This is a genomic window from Dyadobacter chenhuakuii, assembly GCF_023821985.2.
Classification (GTDB): domain Bacteria; phylum Bacteroidota; class Bacteroidia; order Cytophagales; family Spirosomataceae; genus Dyadobacter; species Dyadobacter chenhuakuii.
The window spans coordinates 1,732,835-1,759,360 of sequence record NZ_CP098805.1; the positions used below are offsets into that span (position 1 = coordinate 1,732,835).

At 44.4% G+C, this 26,526-nt stretch carries 21 protein-coding genes; 11 read left to right on the plus strand and 10 right to left on the minus strand.

Annotation, left to right across the window (positions count from 1 at the left end):
* The 3 genes from NFI80_RS07250 to NFI80_RS07260 all read right to left on the minus strand — a co-directional run bounded on the left by NFI80_RS07250 (position 1) and on the right by NFI80_RS07260 (position 5,280).
* Positions 1–393, minus strand: a complete 393-nt coding sequence (locus tag NFI80_RS07250; RefSeq protein WP_235163644.1) for a response regulator — start codon at positions 391–393, stop codon at positions 1–3.
* A gap of 176 nt (positions 394–569) precedes the next feature.
* Entirely contained in the window at positions 570–4,784 is a 4,215-nt protein-coding gene (locus tag NFI80_RS07255; RefSeq protein ID WP_235163643.1) for a hybrid sensor histidine kinase/response regulator, read from the minus strand.
* Positions 4,785–4,887: 103 nt separating this feature from the next.
* Complete coding sequence (locus tag NFI80_RS07260; RefSeq protein WP_235158857.1) at positions 4,888–5,280, minus strand: response regulator; 393 nt, start codon at positions 5,278–5,280, stop codon at positions 4,888–4,890.
* A 213-nt stretch (positions 5,281–5,493) separates the two neighbouring features.
* Here NFI80_RS07260 and NFI80_RS07265 point away from each other — a divergent pair, with 213 nt between their 5' ends.
* The 3 genes from NFI80_RS07265 (at position 5,494) to NFI80_RS07275 (ending at position 10,114) form a co-directional block, all read left to right on the plus strand.
* Entirely contained in the window at positions 5,494–6,714 is a 1,221-nt protein-coding gene (locus NFI80_RS07265; protein ID WP_235163642.1) for a serine hydrolase, read from the plus strand.
* Between the two features lie 266 nt (positions 6,715–6,980).
* A complete protein-coding gene (locus tag NFI80_RS07270; protein WP_235163641.1) occupies positions 6,981–8,750 on the plus strand; it encodes a M56 family metallopeptidase in 1,770 nt (589 codons plus the stop codon).
* A gap of 53 nt (positions 8,751–8,803) precedes the next feature.
* Positions 8,804–10,114, plus strand: a complete 1,311-nt coding sequence (locus NFI80_RS07275; protein ID WP_235163640.1) for a hypothetical protein — start codon at positions 8,804–8,806, stop codon at positions 10,112–10,114.
* Between the two features lie 9 nt (positions 10,115–10,123).
* Here the strand turns inward: NFI80_RS07275 and NFI80_RS07280 are convergent, their stop codons facing one another.
* A complete protein-coding gene (locus tag NFI80_RS07280) occupies positions 10,124–11,419 on the minus strand; it encodes a hypothetical protein (protein ID WP_235163639.1) in 1,296 nt (431 codons plus the stop codon).
* A gap of 653 nt (positions 11,420–12,072) precedes the next feature.
* Here NFI80_RS07280 and NFI80_RS07285 point away from each other — a divergent pair.
* The 3 genes from NFI80_RS07285 to NFI80_RS07295 are packed head-to-tail and all read left to right on the plus strand — an operon-like array spanning position 12,073 to position 14,895.
* Positions 12,073–12,963: a hypothetical protein gene (locus tag NFI80_RS07285; RefSeq protein ID WP_235163638.1), complete on the plus strand. Its 891-nt coding sequence runs from the start codon at positions 12,073–12,075 to the stop codon at positions 12,961–12,963.
* Between the two features lie 53 nt (positions 12,964–13,016).
* Complete coding sequence (locus tag NFI80_RS07290) at positions 13,017–13,601, plus strand: RNA polymerase sigma factor (RefSeq protein ID WP_235163637.1); 585 nt, start codon at positions 13,017–13,019, stop codon at positions 13,599–13,601.
* A complete protein-coding gene (locus NFI80_RS07295) occupies positions 13,588–14,895 on the plus strand; it encodes a hypothetical protein (RefSeq protein ID WP_235163636.1) in 1,308 nt (435 codons plus the stop codon). Before NFI80_RS07290 ends, NFI80_RS07295 begins: the two co-directional genes overlap by 14 nt.
* A gap of 15 nt (positions 14,896–14,910) precedes the next feature.
* Here the strand turns inward: NFI80_RS07295 and NFI80_RS07300 are convergent, their stop codons facing one another.
* The 3 genes from NFI80_RS07300 to NFI80_RS07310 all read right to left on the minus strand — a co-directional run bounded on the left by NFI80_RS07300 (position 14,911) and on the right by NFI80_RS07310 (position 20,353).
* The gene (locus NFI80_RS07300) at positions 14,911–18,141 is read right to left on the minus strand and encodes an error-prone DNA polymerase (RefSeq protein WP_235163635.1); all 3,231 of its coding nucleotides are present in this window, start codon (positions 18,139–18,141) and stop codon (positions 14,911–14,913) included.
* 6 nt (positions 18,142–18,147) lie between these two features.
* The gene (locus NFI80_RS07305; RefSeq protein ID WP_235163634.1) at positions 18,148–19,647 is read right to left on the minus strand and encodes a Y-family DNA polymerase; all 1,500 of its coding nucleotides are present in this window, start codon (positions 19,645–19,647) and stop codon (positions 18,148–18,150) included.
* 205 nt (positions 19,648–19,852) lie between these two features.
* Positions 19,853–20,353 (minus strand): SRPBCC family protein, encoded by a 501-nt coding sequence (locus tag NFI80_RS07310; protein ID WP_235163633.1) that lies wholly within the window; start codon positions 20,351–20,353, stop codon positions 19,853–19,855.
* A 266-nt stretch (positions 20,354–20,619) separates the two neighbouring features.
* On the opposite strand from NFI80_RS07310, the gene NFI80_RS07320 reads away from it, so the two are divergent.
* Positions 20,620–20,991: an ArsR/SmtB family transcription factor gene (locus NFI80_RS07320; RefSeq protein WP_233798532.1), complete on the plus strand. Its 372-nt coding sequence runs from the start codon at positions 20,620–20,622 to the stop codon at positions 20,989–20,991.
* 1 nt (position 20,992) lies between these two features.
* Entirely contained in the window at positions 20,993–21,502 is a 510-nt protein-coding gene (locus NFI80_RS07325; RefSeq protein WP_235163632.1) for an SRPBCC family protein, read from the plus strand.
* Between the two features lie 282 nt (positions 21,503–21,784).
* Here NFI80_RS07325 and NFI80_RS07330 read toward each other — a convergent pair whose 3' ends face one another.
* Positions 21,785–22,282: a DUF6934 family protein gene (locus tag NFI80_RS07330; RefSeq protein ID WP_235163631.1), complete on the minus strand. Its 498-nt coding sequence runs from the start codon at positions 22,280–22,282 to the stop codon at positions 21,785–21,787.
* Positions 22,283–22,477: 195 nt separating this feature from the next.
* Between NFI80_RS07330 and NFI80_RS07335 the strand changes: the two genes are divergently transcribed.
* Together NFI80_RS07335 and NFI80_RS07340 are read left to right on the plus strand one after the other, a co-directional pair.
* Positions 22,478–22,900, plus strand: coding sequence for a VOC family protein (locus NFI80_RS07335; RefSeq protein ID WP_235158872.1), 423 nt, complete (start codon positions 22,478–22,480; stop codon positions 22,898–22,900).
* Positions 22,901–22,992: 92 nt separating this feature from the next.
* Positions 22,993–23,862 carry a CE1 family esterase gene (locus NFI80_RS07340; RefSeq protein WP_235163630.1) on the plus strand — a complete coding sequence of 290 codons (870 nt, stop codon included), beginning with the start codon at positions 22,993–22,995 and terminating at the stop codon, positions 23,860–23,862.
* Here NFI80_RS07340 and NFI80_RS07345 read toward each other — a convergent pair.
* A complete protein-coding gene (locus NFI80_RS07345) occupies positions 23,840–24,658 on the minus strand; it encodes an ImuA family protein (protein ID WP_254414170.1) in 819 nt (272 codons plus the stop codon). The genes NFI80_RS07340 and NFI80_RS07345 overlap by 23 nt on opposite strands.
* Before the next feature lie 150 nt (positions 24,659–24,808).
* On the opposite strand from NFI80_RS07345, the gene NFI80_RS07350 reads away from it, so the two are divergent.
* The gene (locus NFI80_RS07350) at positions 24,809–25,648 is read left to right on the plus strand and encodes a sugar phosphate isomerase/epimerase family protein (protein ID WP_235163628.1); all 840 of its coding nucleotides are present in this window, start codon (positions 24,809–24,811) and stop codon (positions 25,646–25,648) included.
* A gap of 62 nt (positions 25,649–25,710) precedes the next feature.
* Here the strand turns inward: NFI80_RS07350 and NFI80_RS07355 are convergent, their stop codons facing one another.
* Positions 25,711–26,436, minus strand: coding sequence for a 3-keto-disaccharide hydrolase (locus tag NFI80_RS07355; RefSeq protein WP_235163627.1), 726 nt, complete (start codon positions 26,434–26,436; stop codon positions 25,711–25,713).
* Between the last annotated feature and the right edge of the window lie 90 nt (positions 26,437–26,526).

Below are 26,526 nucleotides of genomic sequence, written 5' to 3' on the forward strand. Positions count from 1 at the left end.
CTAGAAAAGGGTCGTTACGATTCTTTTAATTTCTTCCTTTACCTCATCCGTGTTGGCGTGTTTCTTAATAAGCCCTGATGCTCCGAGTGCCTTGCATTGCTGAACAATAGCCTTTTCATCGGAAGTTGAATACATAACAGCAGGGATATGAATGAGCGACGGCCTTTTTTTCATTTCTGCTAAAAATTCCATACCATTCATTCTGGGCATATTGATGTCTATGAAGATGACATCTGGGGAGAATGCGGGTTGTTCCAGTTTTTCGAGCGCCTGGATCCCGTCTTTGGCAAAAACGCATTTGGCATCAGGAAGTGCGTCTTCCAGCATAATAGAAAAAATTTCCTGATCTTCGATGTCATCGTCAATCAGGAATACAGTCAAATTTTCAAGCATTTTCAAAAATTTCGGGCAAGCGCAACTACGCAATGCAAGATAATAAAAATCCTAACCTCAACGCCAACGGTGGTTTAGCAATGCTCCCGAAAACGCTGAGTTTGTTTAGCCGGTACATTAAGAATCCTTGGCGAAAAGATCACGGCCTGTTCGTAGCAGAATACTTGCAAGCACTTTTACCCAGCCGAAATGCAAGCCAGATATGCCCTCTTTAAGGACGATGTAATGTCGTCGTAGCGCAGGGGTTTGGAAATGTAATCGTCCATGCCGGCGGCGAGGCATTCTTCGCGGTCTTCCTTCATGGCGTTGGCGGTCATGGCAATGATGTAAGGCTGCTCGATCTCCTGTTTGCGGATCAGGCGCGTGGCTTCCAGACCGTCGATTTCGGGCATTTGAACGTCCATGAAAACAACGTCGAACTTTCTGGTAAAGGTTTTGGCAACCACCTCAGCGCCGTCGCGGGTTACGATCGGGCTGTAACCCAGTTTTCCGAGTATTTTGACAAATAGTTTCTCATTAATCTGATTGTCCTCCGCAATCAGAATGTGCAGTGGATACTGAATAGCAAATGCCCCCGAGAGTGGCGATTGCACCGCAGGTAAAACCAGCTTGGCCGAGTCGCCCTGATTTTTCAGCTCCATCTGGATCAACTGCCCAAGCTGCTGATGCTTAACCGGTTTGGTGAGAATAGCGGCGAATAGATCTTTGAAAGTATGCCGTTTTTCGTCGCCTACCGAGCTAAGCAGGAAAAGAGGCAATGTTGGGAAGCGCCGCTTAATGATCCCGGCCAGCGTAACGCCATCCATTTCAGGCATTTGCTGATCCGTAATGATCAGGTCGAATTTCATGCCGCTATCCAGAATTTCGAGCGCCTGTTGTCCCGAAGACGCAAGCGTGGGCACCAGTTTCCATTGCTCCATTTGTGCATGGAAAATCCGCAGATTGGTCTCATTATCATCAACGACCAGGACTGCTTTGCCGTCGTTTTCAGATGTATTGAAATGCACATATTGCCGCTGGGATTCATGACTGACCTGTGCCTGGATAGAAAAATGGAAGCTGGTTCCCTTGCCAGGCTTGCTGTCAACACTGATTGTTCCGCCCATCAGTTCCACGAGCCGCTGACTGATCACCAGCCCGAGTCCCGTGCCTCCGTACTTGCGCGTATGAGACGAGTCGACCTGTGAGAAGGCTACAAACAGGCGATCCAGCTTGTCTGCCGGGATGCCTATGCCCGTATCTTGAACCTGAAAGCTGATTTCCAGTTCGTCATCACTGACATACTTAACCAGTTTTACAATCACCAGAATTTCACCCTCATGCGTGAACTTGATCGCATTCCCGACAAGGTTGATCAGGATCTGGCGCAACCGCTGGCTGTCGCCGATGATCTGGTTAGGAACCTGCGGACTGATCTGGTAAACAAGATCCAGACCAATTACCGCCGCTTTGGAAGAAAATATATCCAAAACCGCCTCAATACAATCGCGAAGATTGAAACTAATGTGTTCCAGCTCCATATTCCCCGACTCAATCTTCGAGAAATCCAGGATATCATTAATTACCATGAGCAAACTGTCACCACATTTGATAATGGTGTCTGTATACTCGGTTTGTTCCTCATTCATAGGCGTTTGCGCCAGCAGCAACGCCATACCAATCACCCCATTCATAGGCGTGCGGATCTCATGGCTCATCGTAGCCAGAAACACGCTTTTGGCCATGTTCGCTTTTTCCGCTTCCTGCCTTGCCACCAGTTCTCTTTCGTGCTGGTTCTGCAAACGGGAATTCATTGTTTGCAGGTCGGCGGATTGCAGTTCAAGTTCATGCTTTTGCCGGATCACCTCAACGGTGCGTTCTTCAACCTGCTTTTGCAATAAATCCTTTTGCTTTTTCATAGCGCCGATCCGCCAGCGGTAGAACCAATAAATAAGGCCTGCTGCCAACAAAACCGCCAATGTGCGGAACCATAGCGTTTTCCAGAATGGCGGCGTAACGTGCAGGACAATGCTTGTTCCCTGGTCGTTCCATACTCCATCATTATTGGAAGCTTTTACTTTGAAAACATATTTACCAGGATCGAGATTGGTGTAAGTTGCTTTTCTGTTCGTTCCGCTGTAAATCCAGTCCTTGTCAAAACCAACGAGTTGGTATGCATACTGGTTCTTTTCAGAAAGTGTGTAATTCAGCGCGGTAAATTCAAAGGAAAGCATGGACTGCGCGTAGGAAACGGTAATTTCTTTGGCTACGCTGATGTGATTTTTTAAAGGCGATCCCTCCTCCTGGTTTTTGATGGGTTGATTGAAAATCTGAAAATCAGTGATAAAGACGGGTGGGACGTATGCATTGTACTTAATGCTGTCGGGATGGAAAAAATTGAGCCCATATTGCCCTCCGACATATATGACTCCCTTTTTGTTTTTAAACAGGGAAAGACGGTTAAAAGAACCTTGCTGCAAGCCATCACTGAAATCGAAGTTGCGGAATTCACCGGTTTTTGGATTAAACCTGGAAAGGCCCTTATTAGAACTTATCCAGAGCAAGCCCCTGTCGTCCTCAGTAATTGCCTGAACGACATTATTAGGCAAGCCATCCGATTGCTGATAATGCTTAAAAGTATTGGTTTTCTTGTCTAACAAATTGAGCCCGCCACTGGTCGCAACCCAAATGTGCCCGTTTTTATCCTCATAAATAGCATTGACCTGGTTATTGGACAAGCTTGTGATTTGTGCAGGATCCGATGTGAATTTGGTAAACTGGTTGGTTTTCTTATTGTAACGGTTCAGCCCGCTTCCCTCGGTTCCTACCCAGAGATTCCCAGCAGAATCCATCAATAACGAGAGAACCATGTCGCTGCTGATAGAGCCCCGAACATTGGCGTCGGCCCGGAATTGCGTCAAGTTCCCCGAAGTTCTATCGTATTTCAGCAAACCTCTCGACGTGCCGATCCACAGGCAATGCTCGCTTTCATCATTGATCATCACGTGAACGTTGGCATAAATTGTAGAAGCCGGATTTTCACTTTGATTTAAGTTCTTAAATGCATTGATTTTCTTATCATACAAACTCAAACCGCCCTTGTAATTTCCCACCCATATGTTTCCGTCAGCGTCCTCGCAAATAGCGATTGCGTAATTACTCGCGATGCTGCTTTCGTTTTTAGGATTGTGTGTAAAATAAGTGGTCTGGCTGGTTTCAAGGTTCACCACGTTCACTCCTCCTCCATCTGTCCCGGCCCATATCTTTCCCTCATTGTCTTCAATAACAGTGAGTACGTTATCGTTATTCAGGCTTTTCGGATCGTTAATGTTCGTTTTCAACAAGCCAAATTTCAATGGTTCCCGGTCCATTACATTAATCCCGCCGCTATAAGTGCCGACCCACATGGTGCCCTGCGGATCGCAAAACATGCTGTATATCGATCCATTATTTAGCCCGCTCGCATCGTCCTTGTCATATTTGTAATGGGCAAATTGGTTGTTTTCCTGCAACACGTTGATCCCCCCGTTCCTGGTTCCTACCCAAAGTCTGTGGTTTTTGTCCTCTTCCAGCGAGATAACATCATTATGAGATAGTCCCGTCGGTTGCTGATCATTGTGCCGGAAAATGGTAAATGTTTTTCCGTCCGCATTCAAAAGATTAAGGCCTCCGCCCTCACTCGCCACCCAAATTCTGCCGCGCGAATCTTCCAGAACCTCATTCAGATCATTGCTGCTCAGGGATGCCGGATTTTGAGGATCGTTTTTGTAAATGACAAACTTTTTTGCAGCCGCATCGAAACGGTTTAGCCCGCCACCGCTGGTGGTTATCCAGACTTTCCCCTTCCGATCGACCGTAATGTCGCTCACCACATTGTGGCTCAAACTGCCGGCAACGCGAGGACTATTTGAATAATTTTGAAATGTGTTCTTTTCCGGATTAAAGACGCTGACACCTCCTCCTATGGTGCCCAGCCAGAGATTTCCAGCCTTATCCTGATCAATGGCGTGCACCTTATTGTGGCTGACGGTGTTGTTATCCCCAGCTTTGTGCAGATAGTTTGTGAAGGTCTCCTGTTCACTGTCAAACCGGCTCAGCCCTCCATCGTCCGTCCCGATCCAGAGCCTGCCCTGTTTATCCTCGAATATCGTATGAATATAATTGTGGCTGATGCTCTGCGGGTTACGGGGATCATTCCGGTAAACTGTGAATTTGTAACCATCAAACTTATTCAGCCCGTCCTGGGTGCCAAACCACATAAAACCGCGCCTGTCTTTCACAATGCAGGTCACATTGTTTTGAGATAAGCCGTTTCCGGTAGTTAAATGTCGGAATATTGCTTGCTTATGCTGAGCGAACGAAGGGGTAAATAAGTAAAGAAGAGAAAAGAGGAGCGTAAAGGTTTTATGCATGCAGGGTCACATTCAATTTACAACTATTTCTACGTAAATTAAATGTAAATTATCACTCTGCAAATATATTTTGTAAATAAAAGTTCAAGGATTGGCAGCAACATTACGCGCTCGCTTTGTAACCCATCACATCTTTAATTTCACCTGCCAACAATTCAATGGTGCTAGGCTTTGAAATAACCTTCATCACACCGAAAGATTGATAGTTGGGAAGATCACTCACTTTCAGGCCGGTTAGAATAACAATATCCACATGGTTTACGCCCAGTGCCTCATTGATTGCAAACAGGCATTTTGGAAGCTCCATCTTCGGCATGTTGAAGTCAAGAAAAATATTATCTGGCAAAGGAAAAAGCCTGTCCTTTATTTTGTTAACCGCATCCTGACAGTTGAAGGAATGCTCGCAAGTGGCTTTTGGGTAAGCCATTTCCAATGCAAATTCAAATATATCATGATCATCCGGATCATCGTCGATAAGTAATATGCTGTTATTCATTTTAGTGTAATCCGTTCCACACACAGTTTCAAAGCGGGAGTGTAAAATAACCGTTCCCAGGATCCTGTTCTCGAGGAAAAACTACTGTCACCAATTTTATATTTTTTTATACTTTTTAACGAACCCTTAAAAGTTCGGCTTTCCCTGCTGCAATACCTTTGTTGCCATCAAATATTCACATCAATCATTTAAAAAGGTAACTACTCAAATCCAATGAAAAATCACTTATTCAAAACAGTTAGCTGTGGCTTAATGCTCGGCGCGGTCTTATTCTCAACAAGTTGCAAGGATCAGGAAATCCTGTCCGAAAACGAAAAAGTCGAGCTCGACGGTTCGGACGAGTCGGCTAAACTAGGTGTGCCTACCAAATTTGACGAGGTGGCATTTGCAAATCGCATTGAAACGTATCTGGAAAATAAGGTTGCGGGATTTGGCTATTCCATCATTAAAGACGGGAAAGAATTTTACGTGAACAATGGTGGGGACGGCTACGCCAGAAAGAAGATCGAGTCAAACTTCGAATTTCATGGCGCCAACGCTAGGCAGGAAATTGTTGCCGCTACGCAATATGTAACAGCGGTGGCCGTCATGCGGGTTTTGGAAAAATATAACTTAACGCTCGGACACACTGTTCACAATTATTTGCCCAAGGGCTGGGTGCCAAGTGCAAGCTTTAAAGCGCTGACATTTGAACGGCTACTTGCACACCGCACTGGATTGATCGATTATGCCAATCTGAATGACCTGGAAAAAACAGTTGAAGGTCCGATAAACACAACCGTTTTTAATGAAAAGGCCTACCAGTTCTCTGATGCGAATTATGAGTTGCTGGCATTGATCCTACCGTATGTACATGCGAAAGAGTTAGCCAAACAAGGCGATAGCGGACTATTGAATACACTAAATTCTCAACCAACGAATTCGAGTGTCTATTACGTAGCGACCACGATTTATGGAAATTTTGTAAGGACCTATGTTTTTGGCGCAGCCGGACTGGAACATGCAGACAAAATAGAATGGCGAGCCTGGTCTCCGACAGGGCCACTTAGCGCGGAAAAAGCAACGAAGGGATATCCGTCCAGATCCGGCTCAGAACCAGGCTTGCTGAAGGAAGATAACCTGATTAATGGTGGTGCTACGGGCCTGTATATCAGCGCTTCCCAATTTGCAAAGCTGCAATATGCGGTTAAGACATTTAAGGTGATAAAAATGGAATCCGTATTTGCGATGAAAAACAAGCTCCTCGGATTTGACGGCAAGCTGAACGGATCTAAGGGCGCTTATTACTGGAAAAGAGGCAATGGTAAAAACTGCGAAACAATGGTGATCGACTTCGGCAGCGTGCAAGTTGCGGTATTCGCCAACTCGCCCGAAAGTGAGATCAGCGATCCGGTTGTACTGGCCAAAATGTTCGAAAGTTCACTTCACCCTTGATCGTACAAAGCCAGAAACTTTGTGTGACTAATAGATGTGTTGTGATAAGCGTGGCTGATTTCGGCTACGCTTATTTTTTGTATTTCAAATCAATGGCGGGCAAAGACATCATAACAGGCTATGAAGTGAAATTAAATTGATAAAGCTCCGTTTTGGGCGGCTCCTTTAAAGAGAGGTTCTAAAAAATATCCATAAACATTTGTTCGTACGAAATATTTCCTACCTTTATCAAAAGTTGTGAAAGTGGTCTTAACCGCATTGTAATTATGGCTATCGATTTTTTAAATCCACATGATTTTCAACCTTTGGCGACAGCATTGTGCTGGACATTGATCCATTCGCTATGGCAAGGGCTGATTGTTGCAATGCTAACCGGGATAATTTTGCTCACTACCGGCAGATCGCGGCCAGCGCTCCGCTATAATTTGCTTGCGGGGCTGCTTTTGCTTTTTGTCGTAAGTAATGCTTTCACCTTTTTCATTATTTATCAAAATGAAATCAATGATTTGAATGTGACATTTGCTGCGCACAGCATTGCCAATAATAGTGAAATTGCTCTTGCACGAGATCACTTCTTAACGCAGCAATTCAGTACATCATTTGCAAACGGAGTTAGCAGATTTACAGACGATTACCAGATGCAAATTATAATGGTCTGGCTAACAATCTTTCTATTCAAATCATTAAGGACAGTTAGCGGCCTCATGCACCTGCACAGGATAAGGCACACGAAAGTGCAGGCGGTTAATGATGCCTGGAACTGGCAAATTCGCCAGGCTGCCGCCCGGATGGGTTTGTATAAAAAGATTCTTCTGCTGGAATCCGGGATTTTAAAGGTGCCGGTTTTGCAAGGATTTTGGAGACCGGTAATCATCGTCCCGCTGGGCTTTTTCACGAGTTTACCCCACGAACAGGTTGAAGCCATTCTCTTACACGAAATAGCGCATGTAAAGCGACAGGATTATCTGGTCAATCTGCTTCAAAGTCTGGCAGAAAACATTTATTTCTTCAACCCTGCTTTCCTATGGCTATCGAAATTGATTCGGTTGGAGAGGGAAAATTGCTGTGACGAGCTGGTGATCGGGGTTATGAAGGAGCGCGGAATATTGGTGCAGGCGCTTGTAGCATTCCAGGAGCTGAGATTATCCAGCAGCGGATTATCGTTTGTCGGCACCAGCAACCATCTACTGAACCGCATTAAAAGGATTATTTACAACAAGAACAAACAGCTAACGACCATGGAGACATTTTCAATAACCAGCAGCCTGATCGCCGTCGCGTTCATTTCAGCAGTTTATTTTGAACCTGTGAAAACAATTGATACAGAGCCCGTTGCAGCAATTCGGCAGCAGGCATTTACTCTTAAAAAAGCGACTCCCGGCTTAGACAAACCAAAAGTTTTGGCTCCAACCATGACAAGCAAGCGGATTATTACAAACCCGAAAAAACTTGAAAACGATTCAGCATCGAGCATTTCAGCATTACTAGCTGAGTTAAGAGCTGCTATCAAGGCCAAGGATCTGAAAAAAGCGGAGCAGATACATTATAAGGCTTATTTATTAGTCTGGCAGGAAAAAAGCGACATTCACTCCAAAAGGCTAGAAGCCAGGATGCTTGCTGATGCATTTGATAAAAGGAAGGAGCAATTATCGAAAAACATGACACTTGCTAATTTTCAAGAGCAAGTGGTGAGCACTTCTTCTGCAATTTTAGACAAACGAAATGCTGAGATTGATGAATTGCATAAAGAAATAGAAGCGCTGGCCGAAGAAAATCGCCAAAACAGAAAGGCGCAGGAAGTCCAAATGCAGGAAAACCTTATCGAGGATTTGCTGGCTGAGGGCATCATCACAACCCGTGAAAACCTTTCCTACAAGCTCCATAACATGTTTTTGATCGTTAACGGCGTTGAACAGCCTGAATCGTTGCACCAAAAATTAAAAGCCAAATATCTGGAACGCAGCTGGACGGAATGGGTCTATAACTGGGATGGGTTTACAGGGCTTCGTTTTACAGGTGTGCGCTATAATGGATAAATAAAGAGAATTTCTTTCTATATTAATTGGTCAAAATATGCCCGATCAATTATATGGACGCCTCCGCTACACTCACAGAACGCTCCTGGAAATGGGAAGAAAAAGTTGCATTTCGCTTTTTCTTCCTATTTTTTATACTCTACATTGCTCCGTGGACCTGGCCTTCCAGCATGCCTTTCACCGGGGACTTGCTGAGTTTCTTCAACGACCTGCACTGGGGCGCGGCGGATTGGCTGATTCAGCTGGTGAAAAAACATACCCTGCACATCGATATCAAAATTACGCCCAACGGCAGCGGCGATACGGTAGACGACTGGACCTGGAATGGGATCATGCTGTTCATTTCCTCTATCGGGACCGCGATCTGGTCGCTTGTGGATGCACGAAGACGGGAGTATAATGCACTTTACACGTGGCTGCAAGTGATTGTACGTTACCAGCTGGCAATGAGCATGTTTACTTACGGGTTTATCAAAATTTTCCCGATGCAGATGCCGGAACCCAGCATTAGTCAGCTTGCCACGCCGCTTGGCGAATTCACGTCAATGCGTTTTGCGTGGCTTTTCATCGGCTCCTCTCCCTCCTACGAGATATTCTCAGGCATTTGCGAAGTGCTCGGTGGATTGCTCATGCTCTCGCGGCGCACCACGGCTTTTGGTGCGATGATCCTGGTGGGTGTGATAGGGCACGTGGTGGCGCTGAATTTCTTTTTTGACATTCAGGTGAAACTTTTCAGCACGGCGCTGTTGCTCATGGCCATCTTCCTCCTGGTGCCGCATATGCAAAAGCTATGGGCATTTTTCATTCAAAATCAACCTGTTAGGTTATCCATTCCCGTAATTAACCTCACTAAAAAATGGCAACGGACAACCAGAATAGCGCTGAAAACCTTATTCATCGCTGTGTTTTGCCTGATTTCTTTTTACGGAAATATGTCGGCGTACGGGAAAGGTGGATATATGCCTCTGGACAAACCGACTGTTACCGAGGGATTTTTCGATGTGGAAGCATTTGAGGTTAACAAAAAGCCACTAACGCTTCTTGCGGACACAATCCGCTGGGATAATGTGATTTTTGAAAAATGGAATGGCGGCAGCATCAAACGTCAGCCTGCGGACAGCCCGCTGATGCGCTACGGACGGGAGTATTTTACTTACAAAGCAGACACTGCGAAAAAGACATTTGAAATGCAATACAGAGACTCAACCCGCAACTTAACATTGCATTATAAAGAACCGGACAGCTCGCGCATGCTCCTTTACGGGAAAAGCGGCAATGATTCGCTGCACATTCTTTTGCGCAAAAAGAGCCAGCCATTCCGCCTGAACGAACCTATGCACTGGGTGCATAACAGCATAAGATAAAGCGCTGATTTACTGGGCTTTCGCAAGATACTTAAAGAAGTAACTATCCCCCTTCCCCAACTGCTGACTCACAATATATCCCGGTCCGAAATCACGAAGTTCCGGCGGAAACCTGAAACTAATCTCGTAGTGCGTCGCGCTAAAAATAAGCTCTTCGGCTGCGGTTAAAGAAGCGAGGAAAAACAAGAAGCCAGCGTAATAAAGCATTGTGCTTTTAGATTTTATCAATAAAATAAATTGCTTACCTACAAAAATACTGAGGATAAATATCGAAGGCATGCAAACTTTAATAGCCCAATCATTCCAGGTGCCAAGAATAATAAATGGAATAAGAATTAAAGAAAATATAGCTGTGAAAATAAATCGCATCTCGTCAGTGCTAAAATGACTGATTTTGTAAAGTATGATTGGAAGAATAAAAATAAATTCTACCAGAATAAACAGCAGATATCTTTTCCAAAAATCACTAAAAACCAGAATAGAGAAATGTATTGGAAATGAAAAGTCATTAGATGCTATAAACAAGATCAGCACACAGAATAAAATAAATGCAGAAATGTTAATCAACGAAAAAGAAAGATACTGCTTCCAATGATTGATAAAATGAGGAATAAAAAAAGGCAGTAATCCCAGCATGCACAATGGCGACCAAAGAATAAGTGACACCACAGCAATGGCCATAATCTTGTTGAGAGTGGGATTAATATATCTTCGATTTAATAAAATGCCAATCATAATCCACGCAGGAATACAATGTTGCGGGGACCAATATAAATTACACATATTTGAAAAATAAAAGAATGGTGTCAGCCAGGTCTCAGCCCGGTCTTCTGTCATATGAAAAAGCAGGTTCACAACATAGTCGAAGCCACCGAAGAAACAAATGCTGATAAAGATGCAAAATATGCCGAGCAGGCTTTTCTGCACTTGTGAAAATGCGACGAGTGACAGAGAAAGCAAAGTGCCGGCATAGGAGAAGGCAAACAAAGCAAAATTTGCGGCCTTCCATCCAAAAACCTTCCCTACAAGTGCAGCAGGCAGATAATAAGCAAAATAATAAACGTACGGCTTGTCCGTAGTGAATCCGAACCGCTCCCCCATGTACGCAGGCGAAAACCAAACCGGCCATGGATCCACACTCAAATGCCACAGCAACGAACTCCTGATTCCCGAGTCGAAATTCCGGTAACCGATGCCGCCAATGCTTGAAAACAGAAGCCATACAAAAGTTAATGTTGCCAGGAAAATCAAGGCATTGCGATGATTCAATGCATAGTAATAAGCGTGACGGAAAGATTTCGACACTTGATTGAATTGAACTGTTTCCGCGAAAGATTTATAAAGAGAAAAACAAATGAGTGCATTCAAAGGAATAGCGAGCTCCAATTTTAAATAGCCATTTATAAAAATAATGACTGGTAATGTCAGGTAAATAAATGACAGACCGATTAAAACATTGATAAAATTAGCACTGTCGACAGTTTTAAAATTATGGGAAGATGCTACATTTTTAAATGGTCTATAAAATTTTTTCTGTTTAAGAATAAAATTATAGCCCGATACAAATGAAATAACTTTTGGTTTTGATTTGACATAATTGATCATAACGGAAGGGAATTTTATCTATGGCCAATAGTTTCATGGTTACCATCCGTGCATATCACAATAGCAACAAAAAAAGGACTTGATTAAGCTATATTTTAGCTTAACCTATGAATATATACGTGGTAATAAAGATGAAAGGAAAACTATTATTAATGCTCACACTAACGACACGAATCATCTTTTAATACGTTGCATGTTTATTGAGATTTTATTTAAAAAAATATATTTCAATTTAACGCAACGCTTTGATTTTGATATGGTGTCTATGGGTTTGAATACATAAGATTTTAGTTGGTATGAGAGTTTTTTTATTGTGCGTCATTTGTTTGCTTTCCGTTGTTTCCTGTAACCAAGTGAATCAGTTAGAGCCACTTGAACCGGAACCAGTGCCTTCGAAAGTGATCGCACAAGTAAAACAGTGGTATCCGAATGCAGAAAACCTGGTGTTTAAACCGCTGGTTGAAAAGCTGGTTTGGGAAGTGAAATTTGATGAGGGAGCCAATAAGTATGTGTCGCTTGCCGACAGTACGAAAATTTGGGAGACCTATCGTTTTAGTGGAGAAAGTGCACCTCCAAAAATGCTGGCGCTGGTGGAAAAAAGTGCTTTCCGGGGAGGAACGTTTAGTGTGAACCGGGACATGATCGGAGCGGTTGCTCCGAATGAATATAACAGGCTGATATATAACCTGCATGGAAGTGACTATAGTTTTAACTGGGTGTATGTTGATAATCGGGTTGCAGGTGCGGCATTCGGGGAAACGCTCTACTGGATTTTATATCGTGACATGAGCACGCTGCCGCAAAAAGCACAAAACTTCATTAATGCTGATCCACAGATTAAATACGAAGGTTTGGAACTGAAAGTTGATGTGAATTATAAAAAGTCTTACGAGGTGCAGGTCAGTTTTGACAAGGCGGGAGTGAAAACCTACGCAACTTTTATATTCAACGACGAAGGTGATTTACAATGGTTTAGCAGGGCATTCAATGAGCCGGAAGACCTTAATGGGCCGCCGAATTATGATAAATTGCCAGAGGCAATGCAGCAATATCTGGACTCTTCGAAAGAATTAGCCGGATTTTCCAGCCAGCCGATCGCCGGCATGCAGTGGATGGCAGAGTACCGCGGAGAGAAATGCTATTGGATCCGATATCTCAATAATACCACTTTTGATTTTTGTGATTTGCAGTTTGACAAGGATGGTAAACTGGTTAACAAAATGTACTTTATTTATTTTCAATAAAATTGACTATATCGTAACAGATTTACTCACAACGTGCTCATGTTCCGTACTTTATGAAGTTTTTTCTCTCAAAGAAATTCAGTAACCTGACCTCCTTGGTGAAAGCTTGTCAAAAGCAGGATCCGGGTGCGCAGACTGCATTCTATGAGCGATACAAAGGCCGGTTAACGGGTGTTTGCCAGCGTTATGCGAGGACAAAAATGGAAGCAGAAGATATTTTTCAGGAAGCATTTATCAAGATTTTCAATAACATTCAGGATTTGAAAGACCCGGAATCTGTGGATAGCTGGGTTAAAGTAACGGTCGTCAGGACGGCGATTAACTATTATCATCGCACCACGAAGCAACAGGACCTCAATGGTTCTATTCACAATATGGATATTCAGTTGGAATCCGACGATTATGAAAAAATTGTTGACCAGTTGAATGTAGAAGATTTGCTGGCTATCATCAACGAGCTGCCCGACAAATACAGGACCATTATAAACCTGCACCTGATCGACGGCTATACACATGCTGAAATTGGCGAATTACTCTCCATTCCCGACGCGACTTCACGGTCACAGTTTATGAGGGGGCGTAATTTGCTGTTAAAAAAATTAGAACTTAAAGGGATCGTGCATCATGAAAACTACTGAGAACAAACTCAATGAGGCACTGCGGTCAGCCCTTAAACGCAAATTCGACAATTTTGAAAACACGCCTGACCCGTCTGCATTTGAGAAAATTCGCGCCAATATCAAACCTATTCCGCAGTGGAAGTATTTGTTTTTCAGCCTGTTGTTCGTAGGCATAGCCGTTACCGGCATCATTACAGACCAACATTTCTTAAATAACAGAGCTAAGAAACTAACTTCCGTACATGCAGCTGACGTAAAAAATTCCAGTCTGGGATCGCCCGCCGCAGAAGCGTCTGCCGCGGGATCGCCCGCCTCAGGATCATCGGTTAAGGAGTCCGATTTCTTGGAACGGGAAATTTCCAAAAAGTCGGTTGTGGCAAGTCAGGTTATTCATTTATCAAAGGCAACGTTTAAGAATTCAGATCATGTTGATCAAAACAGTTTGGCTGGTTCGAAAGGTGAGTTGAAGAATGAGTCGTTTAAATCCCAGCTACACGAAATGCCAAGCTTGATTGAAAGCGATAGTAATGATGCTGAATCAGACATTATTGTCAACTCTGAAAAAGCACAGCCTGGTGCGGAACCGGCTCCTGGTGAAGCCATTGACATTACCGCTGATAGACTTGATAATCAACCATATAACTTTACAGCTGGACATTCCAGATTACCGCATATTGATATTTCAAAGGCTGATGTTAAACCCGTTGTTCGTTATCAAAGAGGCCATTTTAACTGGCTTGTGAATGCGGCTGTGCTGCAATCTTACCAGATCCTGACAGTGCCGGCTGGTGGCCAGAGTTTCCAGAATTTTGAATTCCCTTCTACATTTTCTCTTCGTTCCCTGGGATATAAAGTCAGTGTGGGTGCGGAGAAAAAAGGTTTCCAGTTTATGCTGCATTATAGCCGTTTTCAGCAATCCTATTCATACGAAATAGCTGGTAATGACTACGTTGTACACACGGTGGACCAGGGTAAATTTGTCGTGATACGCCAGGGAACGCGGGTTAGTCAGGAGAATCAATTTAGTCTTTTAGGGATTGGCGTCAACAAGCAGGTGCAATGGGGAAATGCTTCGGTGGGCAAATATTATGCGTCCGCAGGACTGGAATATTCGTATGGAATGATCAGAAAGCAAAGCATTGGCTGGGTGAATGCGGGCATCGGCAAGCAATTCCCGATTAACAGAAAAACTTCTCTGCACATTGGCCCCTATGCAGAATTCAGTCCGGTGAAATTCACCGGATCAGGCGACCCGTTTTATTATCAGCCTTACCGGGTGGGTGTTTCAGCAGGTCTGAGGTTCGGCCGGTAATGTGTTGGAAAAGCGCTATCTGAAATTTCGACCATTGGGAAAAATCTCTGTTTGCACATCCTTGCGGACCTGTGTCCTTTTGTTCACGGCCATTGTAGCATACTCATCCTTTTCATCCGCTCGTGAAAGGGTCAGAATGTTTGGTTTTTCATCCTCAACGGCTGTCAGTTTTTTGAGTAAAACAGAAAGGTCGTAGCATTTTGATACAATTACATGCGTCACATCTCCTTCCCGCTGCAACTTCCCTTCAACCATTAACAGTCTGGCATACAGGATTTCCTTTCGGTATTTTTCAAAAAGACCTTGAAATACGACCAGATTTGCAAAGCCTGTTTCGTCTTCAATGGTAATAAAACAAACCCCGCCGGCAGTTCCGGGCCGCTGCCTTACCAACACCAATCCTGCGACTTTCACCTTCATTGCATTTCCGATCTGATCCAGTTTTCTAGTTGAAAAAACATTAAGCATTTCCAATTTTTCCCGCACAAAACTGACCGGGTGCGCCTTTAAGGACAAAGAAGTTGAAGCATAATCCTGAACCACATGCTCAGAAGCGCTCATGAGAGGCAAATTCACGGCTGCTTCCGACGCGCTTTCCGATGGCTGGCCTTCAAACAATCCGATAGGCCTGTCGTTCATTGCGGACACTTCCCAGAGCGCCTGCCGCCGGTCCAGCCCTATGGACCTGAATGCATCGGCATCGGCCAGTTTTTCCAGGGCAGCTTGCGAAACACCAGCATGACGCAGGGCATGAATGTTTGTAAATGGCCGTTGCCTTGCCGTTAGCAACGCAGCAATATCTTCCTCCCGCATTCCCTTAATCTGCCTGAAACCCAGCCTGATCGGGCAGTATACCCCGATTTTCTCTTCCAATAAATTGTCCCAATCGGAGTAATTGATATCCACAGGCCTTACTTCCACATCATGCTTCCTCGCATCAATGATAATCTGGGCCGGCTGATAAAAACCCATCGGCATACTGTTTAATAATGCAGCGGCGAACACATCGGGATAATAACATTTCAGATAACAGGAAACATACACCAGCAATGCAAAACTTGCAGCATGGCTTTCGGGAAAACCATAGCTCCCGAATCCCTCTAACTGCCTGAAAACGCGCAATGCAAATTCTTCGGTGTAACCACGTGCCGTCATACCGGCCACAAGCTTTTTCTCGAACCGGGTTACCATTCCTTTCACTTTGAAAGTAGCCATGCTCCGCCGCAATTCGTCCGCTTCCGAAGGTGTGAAACCGGCTGCCACAATCGCGATTTTCATAGCCTGTTCCTGAAATAACGGCACGCCCAGTGTCTTACCCAGAATGTCTTCCAATTCTTTGGAAGGATAAATTACTTCCTCTTCCTTATTTCTACGGCGTAAATAAGGATGCACCATATCCCCTTGAATAGGGCCAGGACGTACAATAGCAACTTCAATAACAAGGTCATAAAAACATCTTGGTTTCAATCGGGGCAACATGGACTGCTGTGCACGACTTTCGATCTGAAACACACCGATCGTATCCGCCTTGCAGATCATATCATAAACACCTTCGTCCTTTTGGGGAATGTTGGCCAGCGTATAGTCTTTGTCGTAATGTTTTTTGGCCAGATCAAAAGCTTTCCGGATGCAGGTGAGCATTCCCAAAGCAAGCACGTCGATTTTGAGAAATCCCAGGGTATCAATGTCATCCTTATTCCATTCAATGCAGGTTCTGTCCACCATGCGCGCATTCATGATCGGGCACAGGTCGGAAAGTTTGCCTTGCGTAATCACAAAACCGCCGGTATGCTGCCCTAGCTGCCGGGGAAATCCAACGTACTGCCTGGTCAGGTCCAGGATTTTGAGCAAATGCGGATCATTAGGGTTAAATCCCTGTTCAGCAACACGTTTGCCCTCAAACCATTCATCTGTAAACTCCCAGATTGAATTGGCCAGGCGATTAATAGCGTCCAGCGACATGCCCATTGCCTTAGCAACATCACGGATGGCCCCTCGCTGATGCATTTGTGTTACCGTAGCCACAATGCCGGCCCTGTCACGTCCATATTTTTTATAGATATACTGGATCACTTCTTCCCTGCGCTCATGCTCAAAATCCACATCAATGTCGGGTGGCTCATTGCGTGCGGAAGATATAAACCGCTCGAAAAGCAGATCAATTTCCAAAGGATCCACCGACGTAATGCCAAGACAATAGCAAATCGTGGAGTTAGCGGCTGATCCCCTGCCCTGACAAAGTATCTTTTGTTCACGCGCAAACCGGACAATGTCATAAACGGTAAGGAAATAGGGCGCATAATCCATTTCCTCAACGAATTTCATTTCATATGCAATCGCATCTTCAACTTTTTGAGGAATACAATCGCCAAAACGCTCCCTGGCCCCTTTCCAGGTTAGCGTTTCCAGCTCGATCATTACCGAATTTCCGGAGCTCGTAATTTCCTCAGGATAAACATATTTGAGTTCATTCAGCGAAAACTGGCAGGCGTCCGCAATCTCCTGTGTGCGCTGGATCGCATCCGGATATTGCCTGAACAGCCGCTGCATTTCATCAATCGGTTTCAGGAACCTTTCCCCATTCTGATAAAGCTTAAATCCTGCGTTGTGAATCGTGCATTTTTCACGGATACAGGTAAGAATATCCTGCAATTCCCTTCGCACCGGATTATGATAATACACATCATTGGTGGCCACCATAGGAATGTCCAGCTGATGGGCCAGCTGCGAAATCTGGTGCAGCTTCTTCGTATCATCGCCCTGGTACGAGCGGGCCGCAGCAATGTAAACGTCCTTGCCAAAAGCCCTTTTGTATTCTTTTAATGCTTGTTTGAAATCAGGTTCAAAATCAAAATGACTGTTCAAAGCGGCAGGAGGAACCACTATAAACTTGATTTCACCTGCATGCCGAAAAACATCTACTTTGTATAAATGACACTGACCTTTTTCCGCCCTCAGGTTGCCTTCGGTTAACAGAGAAGAAAGCTGGGCATAACCTTGTTGCGTGGTAGGATAAGCCAGCAAACTGGGCCCATCCAGCAAATCCAGGCGGCAAGCCGGAATGATACGAATGTCCTTTCCTTTTGCAGCCGCATGGCCCCGGACAATTCCAGCCAGGCTGTTCCGATCCGTGATCGCGATTTTTTTGTATCCAAATAACAATGCCTGCTGCACCAATTCCTCCGGGTGCGATCCACCACGAAGGAAGCTGAAATTAGTCGTCACCTGTAATTCCGTGTAGCACATATTTATTTAAGCAAAAAAACCGTGGATAAACCATTTGGAATCATCATGATCATAATGTCCGAGCCGGAAAATCCAGAATCGCGCACCATCCTGATCTTCAACACAATAGTAATCCCTATGCATGCCTTGTTCCAGCCACCATTCCCTTTCAATCCGCTCCGGGCCGTCGGCGCGTTTCATATAATGGACCGTTCCTTTAAAACGGAACAGCACCGGCGGATAATCCGGCACAGGCACAGCCACATCGATCAGTTGCGGGTTTGCCAATAAAATGATCGGCCTGGGCCTGTCGATTCGCCATGCCGTTTGGGGCGTTTCTAACAGGGAATCAGCGATTTTCACAGATCTTTCCGGCCAGTAATGTTCATCCGGAAGATACCGGTGGATCGTCTCCATGCCTGCCCTGCCTGCAAGCCTGTCCAGCAGCTCGATCAGATTTACATTTCCCGAGTCTGCCTGCGTATTCCAAAGCTTTTTCTGGACCTCAGTAACATCTTCTGTAACAGGGGCTTCCATCACAAATAGCTCAATACCCATTCCTGGCCTGAGGGTGGATATTTTTAGTTCAAAAAGCTTGAAAAGGTGCATTACATTAAATGATCCCCGGTTGGTCACAATGTCGATCTGCACCACTTTTCCATCCACGCGGTAACCTGTAAAAACGGCTGTCCGCAACCCTTTCCCTTCCTTCACCAAGCGACGGCAAATGATTTCTAAAAGCCGTTTTAAAGCGATCTGAATACCAACGGCCGTCACAATCGGCTCCATGCACGGTAACCTTTCCTGGTAAGGCACCGCCGGTTTAACCGATTGAATAATCTCTATGGCATGTCCGAAAGCCTGGTCCATCCGATCTAAAAGCTGCTGCCCGAAGCGCCTGCGAAGCACCGAACGCGGCATATCAATAAAATCCCGGATCTGATACAACCCCAGCTTCTGCATGCGTTCCAGAACTGTTGCTTCCAGCCGTAAGGCCGCCGGTGGCAAAGGCAACAATGCACCGGAAAGGCCATTTGGCGGAATAATGCGCTTATCCTGGCCATAATGCGCAACTGCCCAAGCACTGCCCACTGTATCCGCTATGGCGGCGCTTACCTCATAACCCTTGTGCCTGAGTTTGATGACGATGTCTTTCAAGTAAGCCCGCTCACCTCCCCACAGGTGTGCACATCCTGTGATGTCAAGCATCAGACAGTCGGGCAAGTCTACTGCAACAATGGGCGTATAGCGTATGCACCATTCTGCCAGCTCGTTCAGCAACCCGGCTGCCTTACCAGGGTCGTCATCTATCACCTCTAAAGCCGGAAAAAGGGCCTGGGCATCAGCAGCCACCATTCCTACCATGATCCCGCTTTCAATCGCTTTTGGACTGGCCGCTTTTACGACCATTCTTCCACGCTCGGGAGCCGCCAAAACAAACTGCTCGTTAGCAAGCTCAGGACGTTCAGTCACAACCCAGTCTGTGATTAAATGTCGGAACCATATGTTGGCAAAGCGCTGTTGCATAATGGTAATTTTTTCACATAAACACTTGATTATTAATTAATTGATATATAAATGATATTTTTGATATCTATTATTTGGTCACAATGATATCAAATCTCTTGTTTAGTCGCAAGAATTTTCTTTACTTTGTTTTATCAGACACCAACAAAAAAGCCCCTCAACCAGGCCGGAGATTGAGGAGCTTTTAAGAGATATATAGAATAAATTACTGCTGCTGTTCCAACACTTCGTCGAGGTTTTCGAATGCCATCAGGAAGCCCTCTTTGAAACCCATTTCAAGGTGTTTTTCCAGATCGGAAAGTTCGTTGAATGTTATTAAAACATCCACGATCGTATTGCCATTGTTTTCATTAAAGGATATGAGCCATTGAGAGCCTGGAAGAAAATCGCTTGGCTTTCCACTTTCATCACAGAAATGATCCACAGCTGAATAGGATTGTTGTGTTGTGAGAGATTTGTATTCCATGCGCGCCCAATGCTCCTCTCCTTCCGGCCCGACCATGGCATATAACCAGTGCCCACCCTCACGGAAATCCATTTCTTTGGTCCTTGCTTTCCAGGGTTTTGGCGCCCACCATTGTTCCAGAAGTTCTTTTTCGGTCCAGGCTGCCCAAACTTTCGCTACCGTAGCAGCAAATTCCCGTTCAACGTTTATTTTTTTATTTTCCTTGTCAACTGTGAAATTCAAAAACAGGTTAGCTTTCATAATCATTTGGTTTTAAGTTATTAATACTTCATCTAGTTGGTTAAATCGATCTTCCCAAAGCTTCTTAAACTGTTCCAGCCACTGATCTATGTCTTTCATCTGCTTTGCATTGAAGTGGTAATAAATTTCCCTGCCAGAGGACCTTTGCTTGACAACCAGGAAGGTAATTATTCACATTGATCTACATTATATTTTAACTTCTATCACATAAAATTTGCGTAAGTAAATACTTACATATAATATTGTGTAAGCAAACACTTACATATATGTCCATTGAAGCAAGACGTGACGTTTTTCAAGCCATAGCAGATCCTACCCGGCGGCAGATTATCAGCCTGATCGCACATAAATCCATGAATCTCAATGCCATTGCGGAAAATTTTGAGATCAGCAGACCAGCTGTATCCCAGCACATTAAGATTCTGACAGAGTGCGGAATGGTGGTTGTCAGGCAGGAAGGGCGTGAGCGATTTTGCGAGGCGAAGCTCGATTCGCTAAGTGAAGTATCGGATTGGGTAGATCAGTACAAACAATTCTGGAATGAAAAACTCGATTCTCTGGGAAGCTATTTAAGCCGTATTCAAGCAAATGACGAGTCAGGCAAAGAATCAAATACGAATCAATCAAACAATCAATAATATGGACCAGCAAACAGAAAAAAAAGACGGATTAAAAATTGTCAGGGAATTTAAAGCACCCAAAACGCTTGTATTCGACGCATTTGCATCGCCCGAAGCATTTGGCGAATGGTGGGGCCCCGCCGGCAGCAATCTATCCGTGGAGCGTTTTGACTTCCGGACAGGTGGGAGTACGCATTACAAAATGGAAGGGAACGGCCACGTCATGTGGGGGTTATTTCAGTATAAAAACATTCAGCGTGCCGATCTGCTGGAATTCATCAACTCATTTGCCGATGCCGAAGGAAACATCATCACTTCACCATTTCCGATGGATTTCCCTTTGGAAATTTTCAACAAGATTACATTGGAAGAAAATGACGGCATAACAACCTTAACCATCCAGGGCCACCCCATCAACGCAACACCCGCCCAGGAAGAAACTTACTTTTCAATCATGGACAACATGCACCAAGGATTCAACGGAACATTCGACCAGTTGGATGCATATTTGGCGAAGGTGCAAGGTTAAGCGTAAAGAAATAGATTGTACAATGTCCCTGCTGAGTAATCAAGAAATCTTTATTAGACTTAAAATCTCAGCAGGTTCTTTTTTTCAAAAATTCTTTTGGGATCGGATTGTTTTTGAGGAAGATCTTTACTTCTTCGGTTTTGGAAAGTGGCACAATGGGTAACGAGGATTCATTATGAAATAAATCTTTGTTTGACTTACCTGGTCTACTCAGATTATCTTTTTCAATTGCGATCGCTGGCATATGTGTGTTCGAATTTTGTTATATTCAAAGTTAGCCAATCATTTGAAATTAATCAAGAATGCATCATAATTGGCATTTTTCCTGAACGGTTCCCAGTCTCCTACCCATTCAGTTAGTGAACGAAGGTTGTTTCCGGTAATGTTAATAGCGGCCTTGAAACCATAAATATGGTAGCGGTCTATCAGCTCAGCATAATACATATTGATTCCCATTTGATATTTACGGTTCCTTACGGCCAGTTTACCAGGAAGAGTTCTTCCGGTAGCAAACACGCTTGATTCTGGGTTATTTTCCAAAAAATCCAGTGCTTTACTCGCTACCGTGCCCAGAATCTTGTTCATATCACCGTTCCGAACCTCGATACAATCATCCAACTTTTGAGCATCCTCATCCCACACCCCAAAAGCAAGATTATATAAGTCATCATCTAGATAGTCAAAACGGATCCTCATTTCAAAACGACCGTTCTTGCCTTCACTGAAAAACTTAAACTCCCTTTCACCGACTAGCTCGGTCGTGTAACTTTCAATATTCATTTTAGTTATAGTGTGTTCTGAAAAACCAAAGATATTCAAAATCTTTATTCTACTAAAAATTATAACTCCTGGCCACTGACTAAGCTTTTCACAACTGATCAGAAATCATATCTACCAACACCCAATCAGTAGCAAATGGAATTTTAATCTTAATAAGGTAAATACTGACCATTTGAAATTAAAACGCCCAACAACATGATCAAGCCACTTTATCCTTGCCTTTGGTATAATGGAAATGCGAAGGAAGCTGCGGATTACTATTGTTCTATTTTTAAAAGTTCCAAGATCACTTCTGAGAATCCGATGGTGGTGACATTTGAGCTAAACGGGTTCAAATTTATGGGGCTGAACGGCGGTCCGCATTACCAGTTCTCTCCGGCAACTTCTTTCGTGGTTGAATGCGATACGCAGGAAGAAATCGATTATTACTGGGAGAAATTAGGAGAAGGCGGATCATATAATCAGTGCGGATGGCTGGATGATAAATTCGGGATGTCGTGGCAGGTTGTGCCAAGTGTTTTGTCCAAATTAATGTCAGATCCTGAAAAGGCGCCTAGGGTGATCGAGGCTTTTATGCAGATGAGTAAATTCGATATCGCTGCGCTTGAAAATGCATAAGACAGGGCTGCTGAGTTTATTTCAAGGATTTGTAGAGAAAACATCGGCTAAAAGGTAACTTGCGCCATAACATTTTAGCCCCTATTTCCAATATGTTGAAGTTCATTCTTCCTTCGCTGCTTTCAATTTCCATGGCTGCAAATGCGCAGTTGGTTTCTGATTCCCTGCTCATTGAAGGCCATCACCGCGTTTTTGTTTATGATAAATCCGTGAAGGTCAAGCCGGGTGCAAGCCTTGTTTTTCTGATGCATGGCTCGGGTGGTGAACCGATGGGATTTGCGCCGAGAGCTGCTAAGCTGCAAGCCAGGGCCGAGGCTGAAAATCTTGTGCTGGTTTATCCGGCTGGTTATAAGCGATATTGGAATGAATGCAGAAAAGCCTCAACAGCAATTGCCAACAAGGAAAATTTGAATGAAGAAGCATTTTTCTCCGGAATGATCGACTTCTTTTCCGATAAATACAAGATTAACAAAGCAAACGTTTTTGCAACCGGTTTTTCGGGTGGCGGGCATATGTCGTACAAACTGGCGCTGACCATGCCTGATAAGATCCGGGCCATTTCGGCGATTGTCGCCAACCTTCCGACGGATGAGAATATGGATTGTGCGGCTATGAACAAACCGCTGCCGGTCATGATTACCAACGGAACGGCCGATGAAACCAACCCGTATAATGGCGGTGAAGTGAAGACTGCGGGTGTAACGCTAGGCACTGTACGCGCGACAGATCAGTCATTTCAATATTGGGCAAAACTGGATGGTTACAGCGGTGAGCCTGTCAAATCAATGATGCCGGATGGCGACAAAACCAACGATGTTACGGTCGAAAAATACACCTACCAGAAGAAGGGAAAACCCGAAGTAACCTTATTAAAAGTCATCAACGGCAAACACGAATTCCTGACCGATTTCGACATTTTCGAAGAAACCTGGGCATTCTTTAAGCGGCAGATGGCGAAGTAGATTTGCGGAAAGGAGTCGCCATTTTTACTTCTTGTTCCAGATAGTTAAATCGCCCGTCCGACCATTCCATTTTCCACTCACCGGGTTCCCCGTTGCGCACTTTCAGAAGCTGTACGTGCCAGCGGGGAAAACCTACACCAGGCATATCATCTTCCAGCTGACTGGGAATAGGTGTCACCTTCCAGCGCGAAACGCAAGCTAATGTGTTCAGGCTCCGCGGATTGCAACGATGCAAAAAACCGGTCACACGGCTTTGCTCCACAGCAAGTTGCAATCGGCGGGATTGGGTTAATGTGATTTCATTGAGCTCTCCTACCACGGCAGTGAGCGCTTCACATTTTAATGATTCCTCCACAGCCCATAACACGTCCTGTTCTTTCAGTAGATCTATAAAAATAACCCTGTCCGGCTCAATGCCGAAAAACTTCATGGCCGGAGGAAACAGTGTGCGGTTCATGCTGATCCATAAACAAGCCCCGCCCTTTTGCAACAATTTACCCAGCAGCCCCATCATAAAACCGGTGGTTGCCGCTGCGTCTTCCCTGGCACCACTCAAAAATTCATGAACCGCACCAGTCGGGAAAACCTGGTTCGGAAATGCCTTTTCCAATGCTCCATAATCAAACGAGTTTTTTGCCCCCTCCGATGCGGTCTTAAAGCCCTGCAAAGAAAGGATCTCGTCTTGCAGCCGCTTAGCAAGATCGCTTTTTGGCGTCGTCTGGTTCATGATGGAAGTTGAGTAATTGTTATTATTGATAACAATTTTATGATTCCAAAAGTACCATTTAACTTTCATAACCGCAAAACATTTTCTGATTTTATGCCTGATTTATGGACTTAATTGTCAAAATACAGCTTCTATGCTGGATCAGGCATTATCCACTTAAACACAGTCCGACTAGTAAAAAGAACGGATAATGTGCTTATTCTCTCAAAATCAAATCCTATGACACGATCTGTTCTGCTAAAATCTTCCTTATTAATTGTTACTTGTTTCACTTTTCTGGCTATGAGTCGTTTGGCTCCGCGGGATTGGAAATTAGGCGTAGCACTTTATACATTTAACCCCTATTCCTTTGAAGGCCAATTGGCAAAAGCGGATAGCGCCGGCTTAAAATATGTGGAAGGTTTCACATTTGCGAAGGCCGGTCCGGAATTAAAGGATTCAGCCATGATGAAATTATCGCCTTCCGGCATAGCAAAACTGAAAACGATTCTTGGCAAAACCGACCTCAAAATGGAAAGTATTTACCTCGTAGGCGGCCCGACGGTAAATGATTGGAAAAAGGAATTTGAGATAGCGAAACAATTTAATGTGAAATATGTGACTGCCGAACCGCCAGTGAAAATGTGGGATAGCATCGACAGCCTTGCCGGCGTTTACGGCGTAAAACTGGCCATTCATAACCATTGGAAAGGAACAAGTGCTTACTGGCATCCCGATTCTGTGTTGGCAGCGCTAAAAGGGCACCCGAATTTTGGTGTATGTGCCGATCTCGGACACATGCCCAAAAGTGGCATTAAACCGGTGGAAGCATTGAAAAAGCTGGAAGGCCATATCATTGCAATCCACCTAAAAGACATTGCGGCTTATAATGATCCAAAACTTGTGGATGTAGTCGTAGGAACCGGGGTCATCGACTTTCCGGCGGTGTTCAAGGAGCTGGAAAGACAACGGTTCAACGGCCACATTATTATCGAACGCGACCGCCAGGAAAAGCCGAGCAATCTGCAATCTGTTATTCAGACGGTTCAATATTATAACAAGACCCTTGGGTTAAAGTGAGCATTGCCTGATGCGGCTGAATAAAGCTCTGATCAATGCAGGCATTGCCAAAATGCTGCTGATCAGAGCTTTCTTAATTTAATGTTGCGATACCAAACCGTGCTTCCCCAGTCCTGCAACCCGATCCGTCCGTCATAGGATCCTTTGGAGATGGGTGCTGCTTTGAGTCCGCTGTTTGCTACTTTTTGCTTCCAGTCGGCGCTTTTGAGGTCGTGTTCCTGGACCATGAATTCATTTTGGTACACCGTAAGCTTTCCTTTCTTCACTATAAAATGGATTTTATTCCATTCACCTTCCGGATTTCCTTCGCGTAGACGGGCATTGGCAATTCCGAAAAAGTCGCTGGCGCGATGTGTATTTTCTTTGGCACCTTCATAAATTTTATCATCGATCACCTGTAATTCCAGGCCGGTCGTATGCATATTCGGGTATTTGGCTGCTTCTGTTACAAAAAAGAAAATGCCGCTGTTGGCATATTTGCTCACTTTCCATTCTGCCTTAAATTCAAAATCACCGGTCACAACTTCATCTGTAACGATATCTCCGCCATTCTGTGCTTTATTTCCAGCTCGTTCAGGCACATTCAATTTAATGGCACCTTGTTCGATTATCCAGGCTGTCCCCACCTGCTTGCCGCCATAGGCATGCCAGCCTTTAAAATCTTTTCCATCAAACAACAGTTTCCAGCCGTCCTTTTTTTCCGTGGCAGACAGCGTGTTAAGAGCTTGTGAATGCGCGCTTACATAGGCGAAACTCAAAAGCAAAGCAAATAAGGTGGGTTTGAACATTTCAGATCTAAGATTATTGTTAGAGAACAAGCGCGTCACTCAGGCAAAATACTTATTTATTCACAAAATATCTGGCATAGCAACTTTTGT

Bases quoted from the DNA above. Each gene is read 5' to 3' on its own strand.
- NFI80_RS07345 (WP_254414170.1), bottom strand. From the start codon at position 24,658: ATGAAAGTTAAATGGTACTTTTGGAATCATAAAATTGTTATCAATAAT.
- NFI80_RS07310 (WP_235163633.1), bottom strand. From the start codon at position 20,353: ATGAAAGCTAACCTGTTTTTGAATTTCACAGTTGACAAGGAAAATAAA.
- NFI80_RS07295 (WP_235163636.1), top strand. From the start codon at position 13,588: ATGAAAACTACTGAGAACAAACTCAATGAGGCACTGCGGTCAGCCCTT.
- NFI80_RS07270 (WP_235163641.1), top strand. From the start codon at position 6,981: ATGGCTATCGATTTTTTAAATCCACATGATTTTCAACCTTTGGCGACA.
- NFI80_RS07305 (WP_235163634.1), bottom strand. From the start codon at position 19,647: ATGCAACAGCGCTTTGCCAACATATGGTTCCGACATTTAATCACAGAC.
- NFI80_RS07320 (WP_233798532.1), top strand. From the start codon at position 20,620: ATGTCCATTGAAGCAAGACGTGACGTTTTTCAAGCCATAGCAGATCCT.
- NFI80_RS07350 (WP_235163628.1), top strand. From the start codon at position 24,809: ATGACACGATCTGTTCTGCTAAAATCTTCCTTATTAATTGTTACTTGT.
- NFI80_RS07265 (WP_235163642.1), top strand. From the start codon at position 5,494: ATGAAAAATCACTTATTCAAAACAGTTAGCTGTGGCTTAATGCTCGGC.
- NFI80_RS07275 (WP_235163640.1), top strand. From the start codon at position 8,804: ATGGACGCCTCCGCTACACTCACAGAACGCTCCTGGAAATGGGAAGAA.
- NFI80_RS07250 (WP_235163644.1), bottom strand. From the start codon at position 393: ATGCTTGAAAATTTGACTGTATTCCTGATTGACGATGACATCGAAGAT.
- NFI80_RS07325 (WP_235163632.1), top strand. From the start codon at position 20,993: ATGGACCAGCAAACAGAAAAAAAAGACGGATTAAAAATTGTCAGGGAA.
- NFI80_RS07335 (WP_235158872.1), top strand. From the start codon at position 22,478: ATGATCAAGCCACTTTATCCTTGCCTTTGGTATAATGGAAATGCGAAG.
- NFI80_RS07340 (WP_235163630.1), top strand. From the start codon at position 22,993: ATGTTGAAGTTCATTCTTCCTTCGCTGCTTTCAATTTCCATGGCTGCA.
- NFI80_RS07330 (WP_235163631.1), bottom strand. From the start codon at position 22,282: ATGAATATTGAAAGTTACACGACCGAGCTAGTCGGTGAAAGGGAGTTT.
- NFI80_RS07255 (WP_235163643.1), bottom strand. From the start codon at position 4,784: ATGCATAAAACCTTTACGCTCCTCTTTTCTCTTCTTTACTTATTTACC.
- NFI80_RS07260 (WP_235158857.1), bottom strand. From the start codon at position 5,280: ATGAATAACAGCATATTACTTATCGACGATGATCCGGATGATCATGAT.
- NFI80_RS07290 (WP_235163637.1), top strand. From the start codon at position 13,017: ATGAAGTTTTTTCTCTCAAAGAAATTCAGTAACCTGACCTCCTTGGTG.
- NFI80_RS07300 (WP_235163635.1), bottom strand. From the start codon at position 18,141: ATGTGCTACACGGAATTACAGGTGACGACTAATTTCAGCTTCCTTCGT.
- NFI80_RS07355 (WP_235163627.1), bottom strand. From the start codon at position 26,436: ATGTTCAAACCCACCTTATTTGCTTTGCTTTTGAGTTTCGCCTATGTA.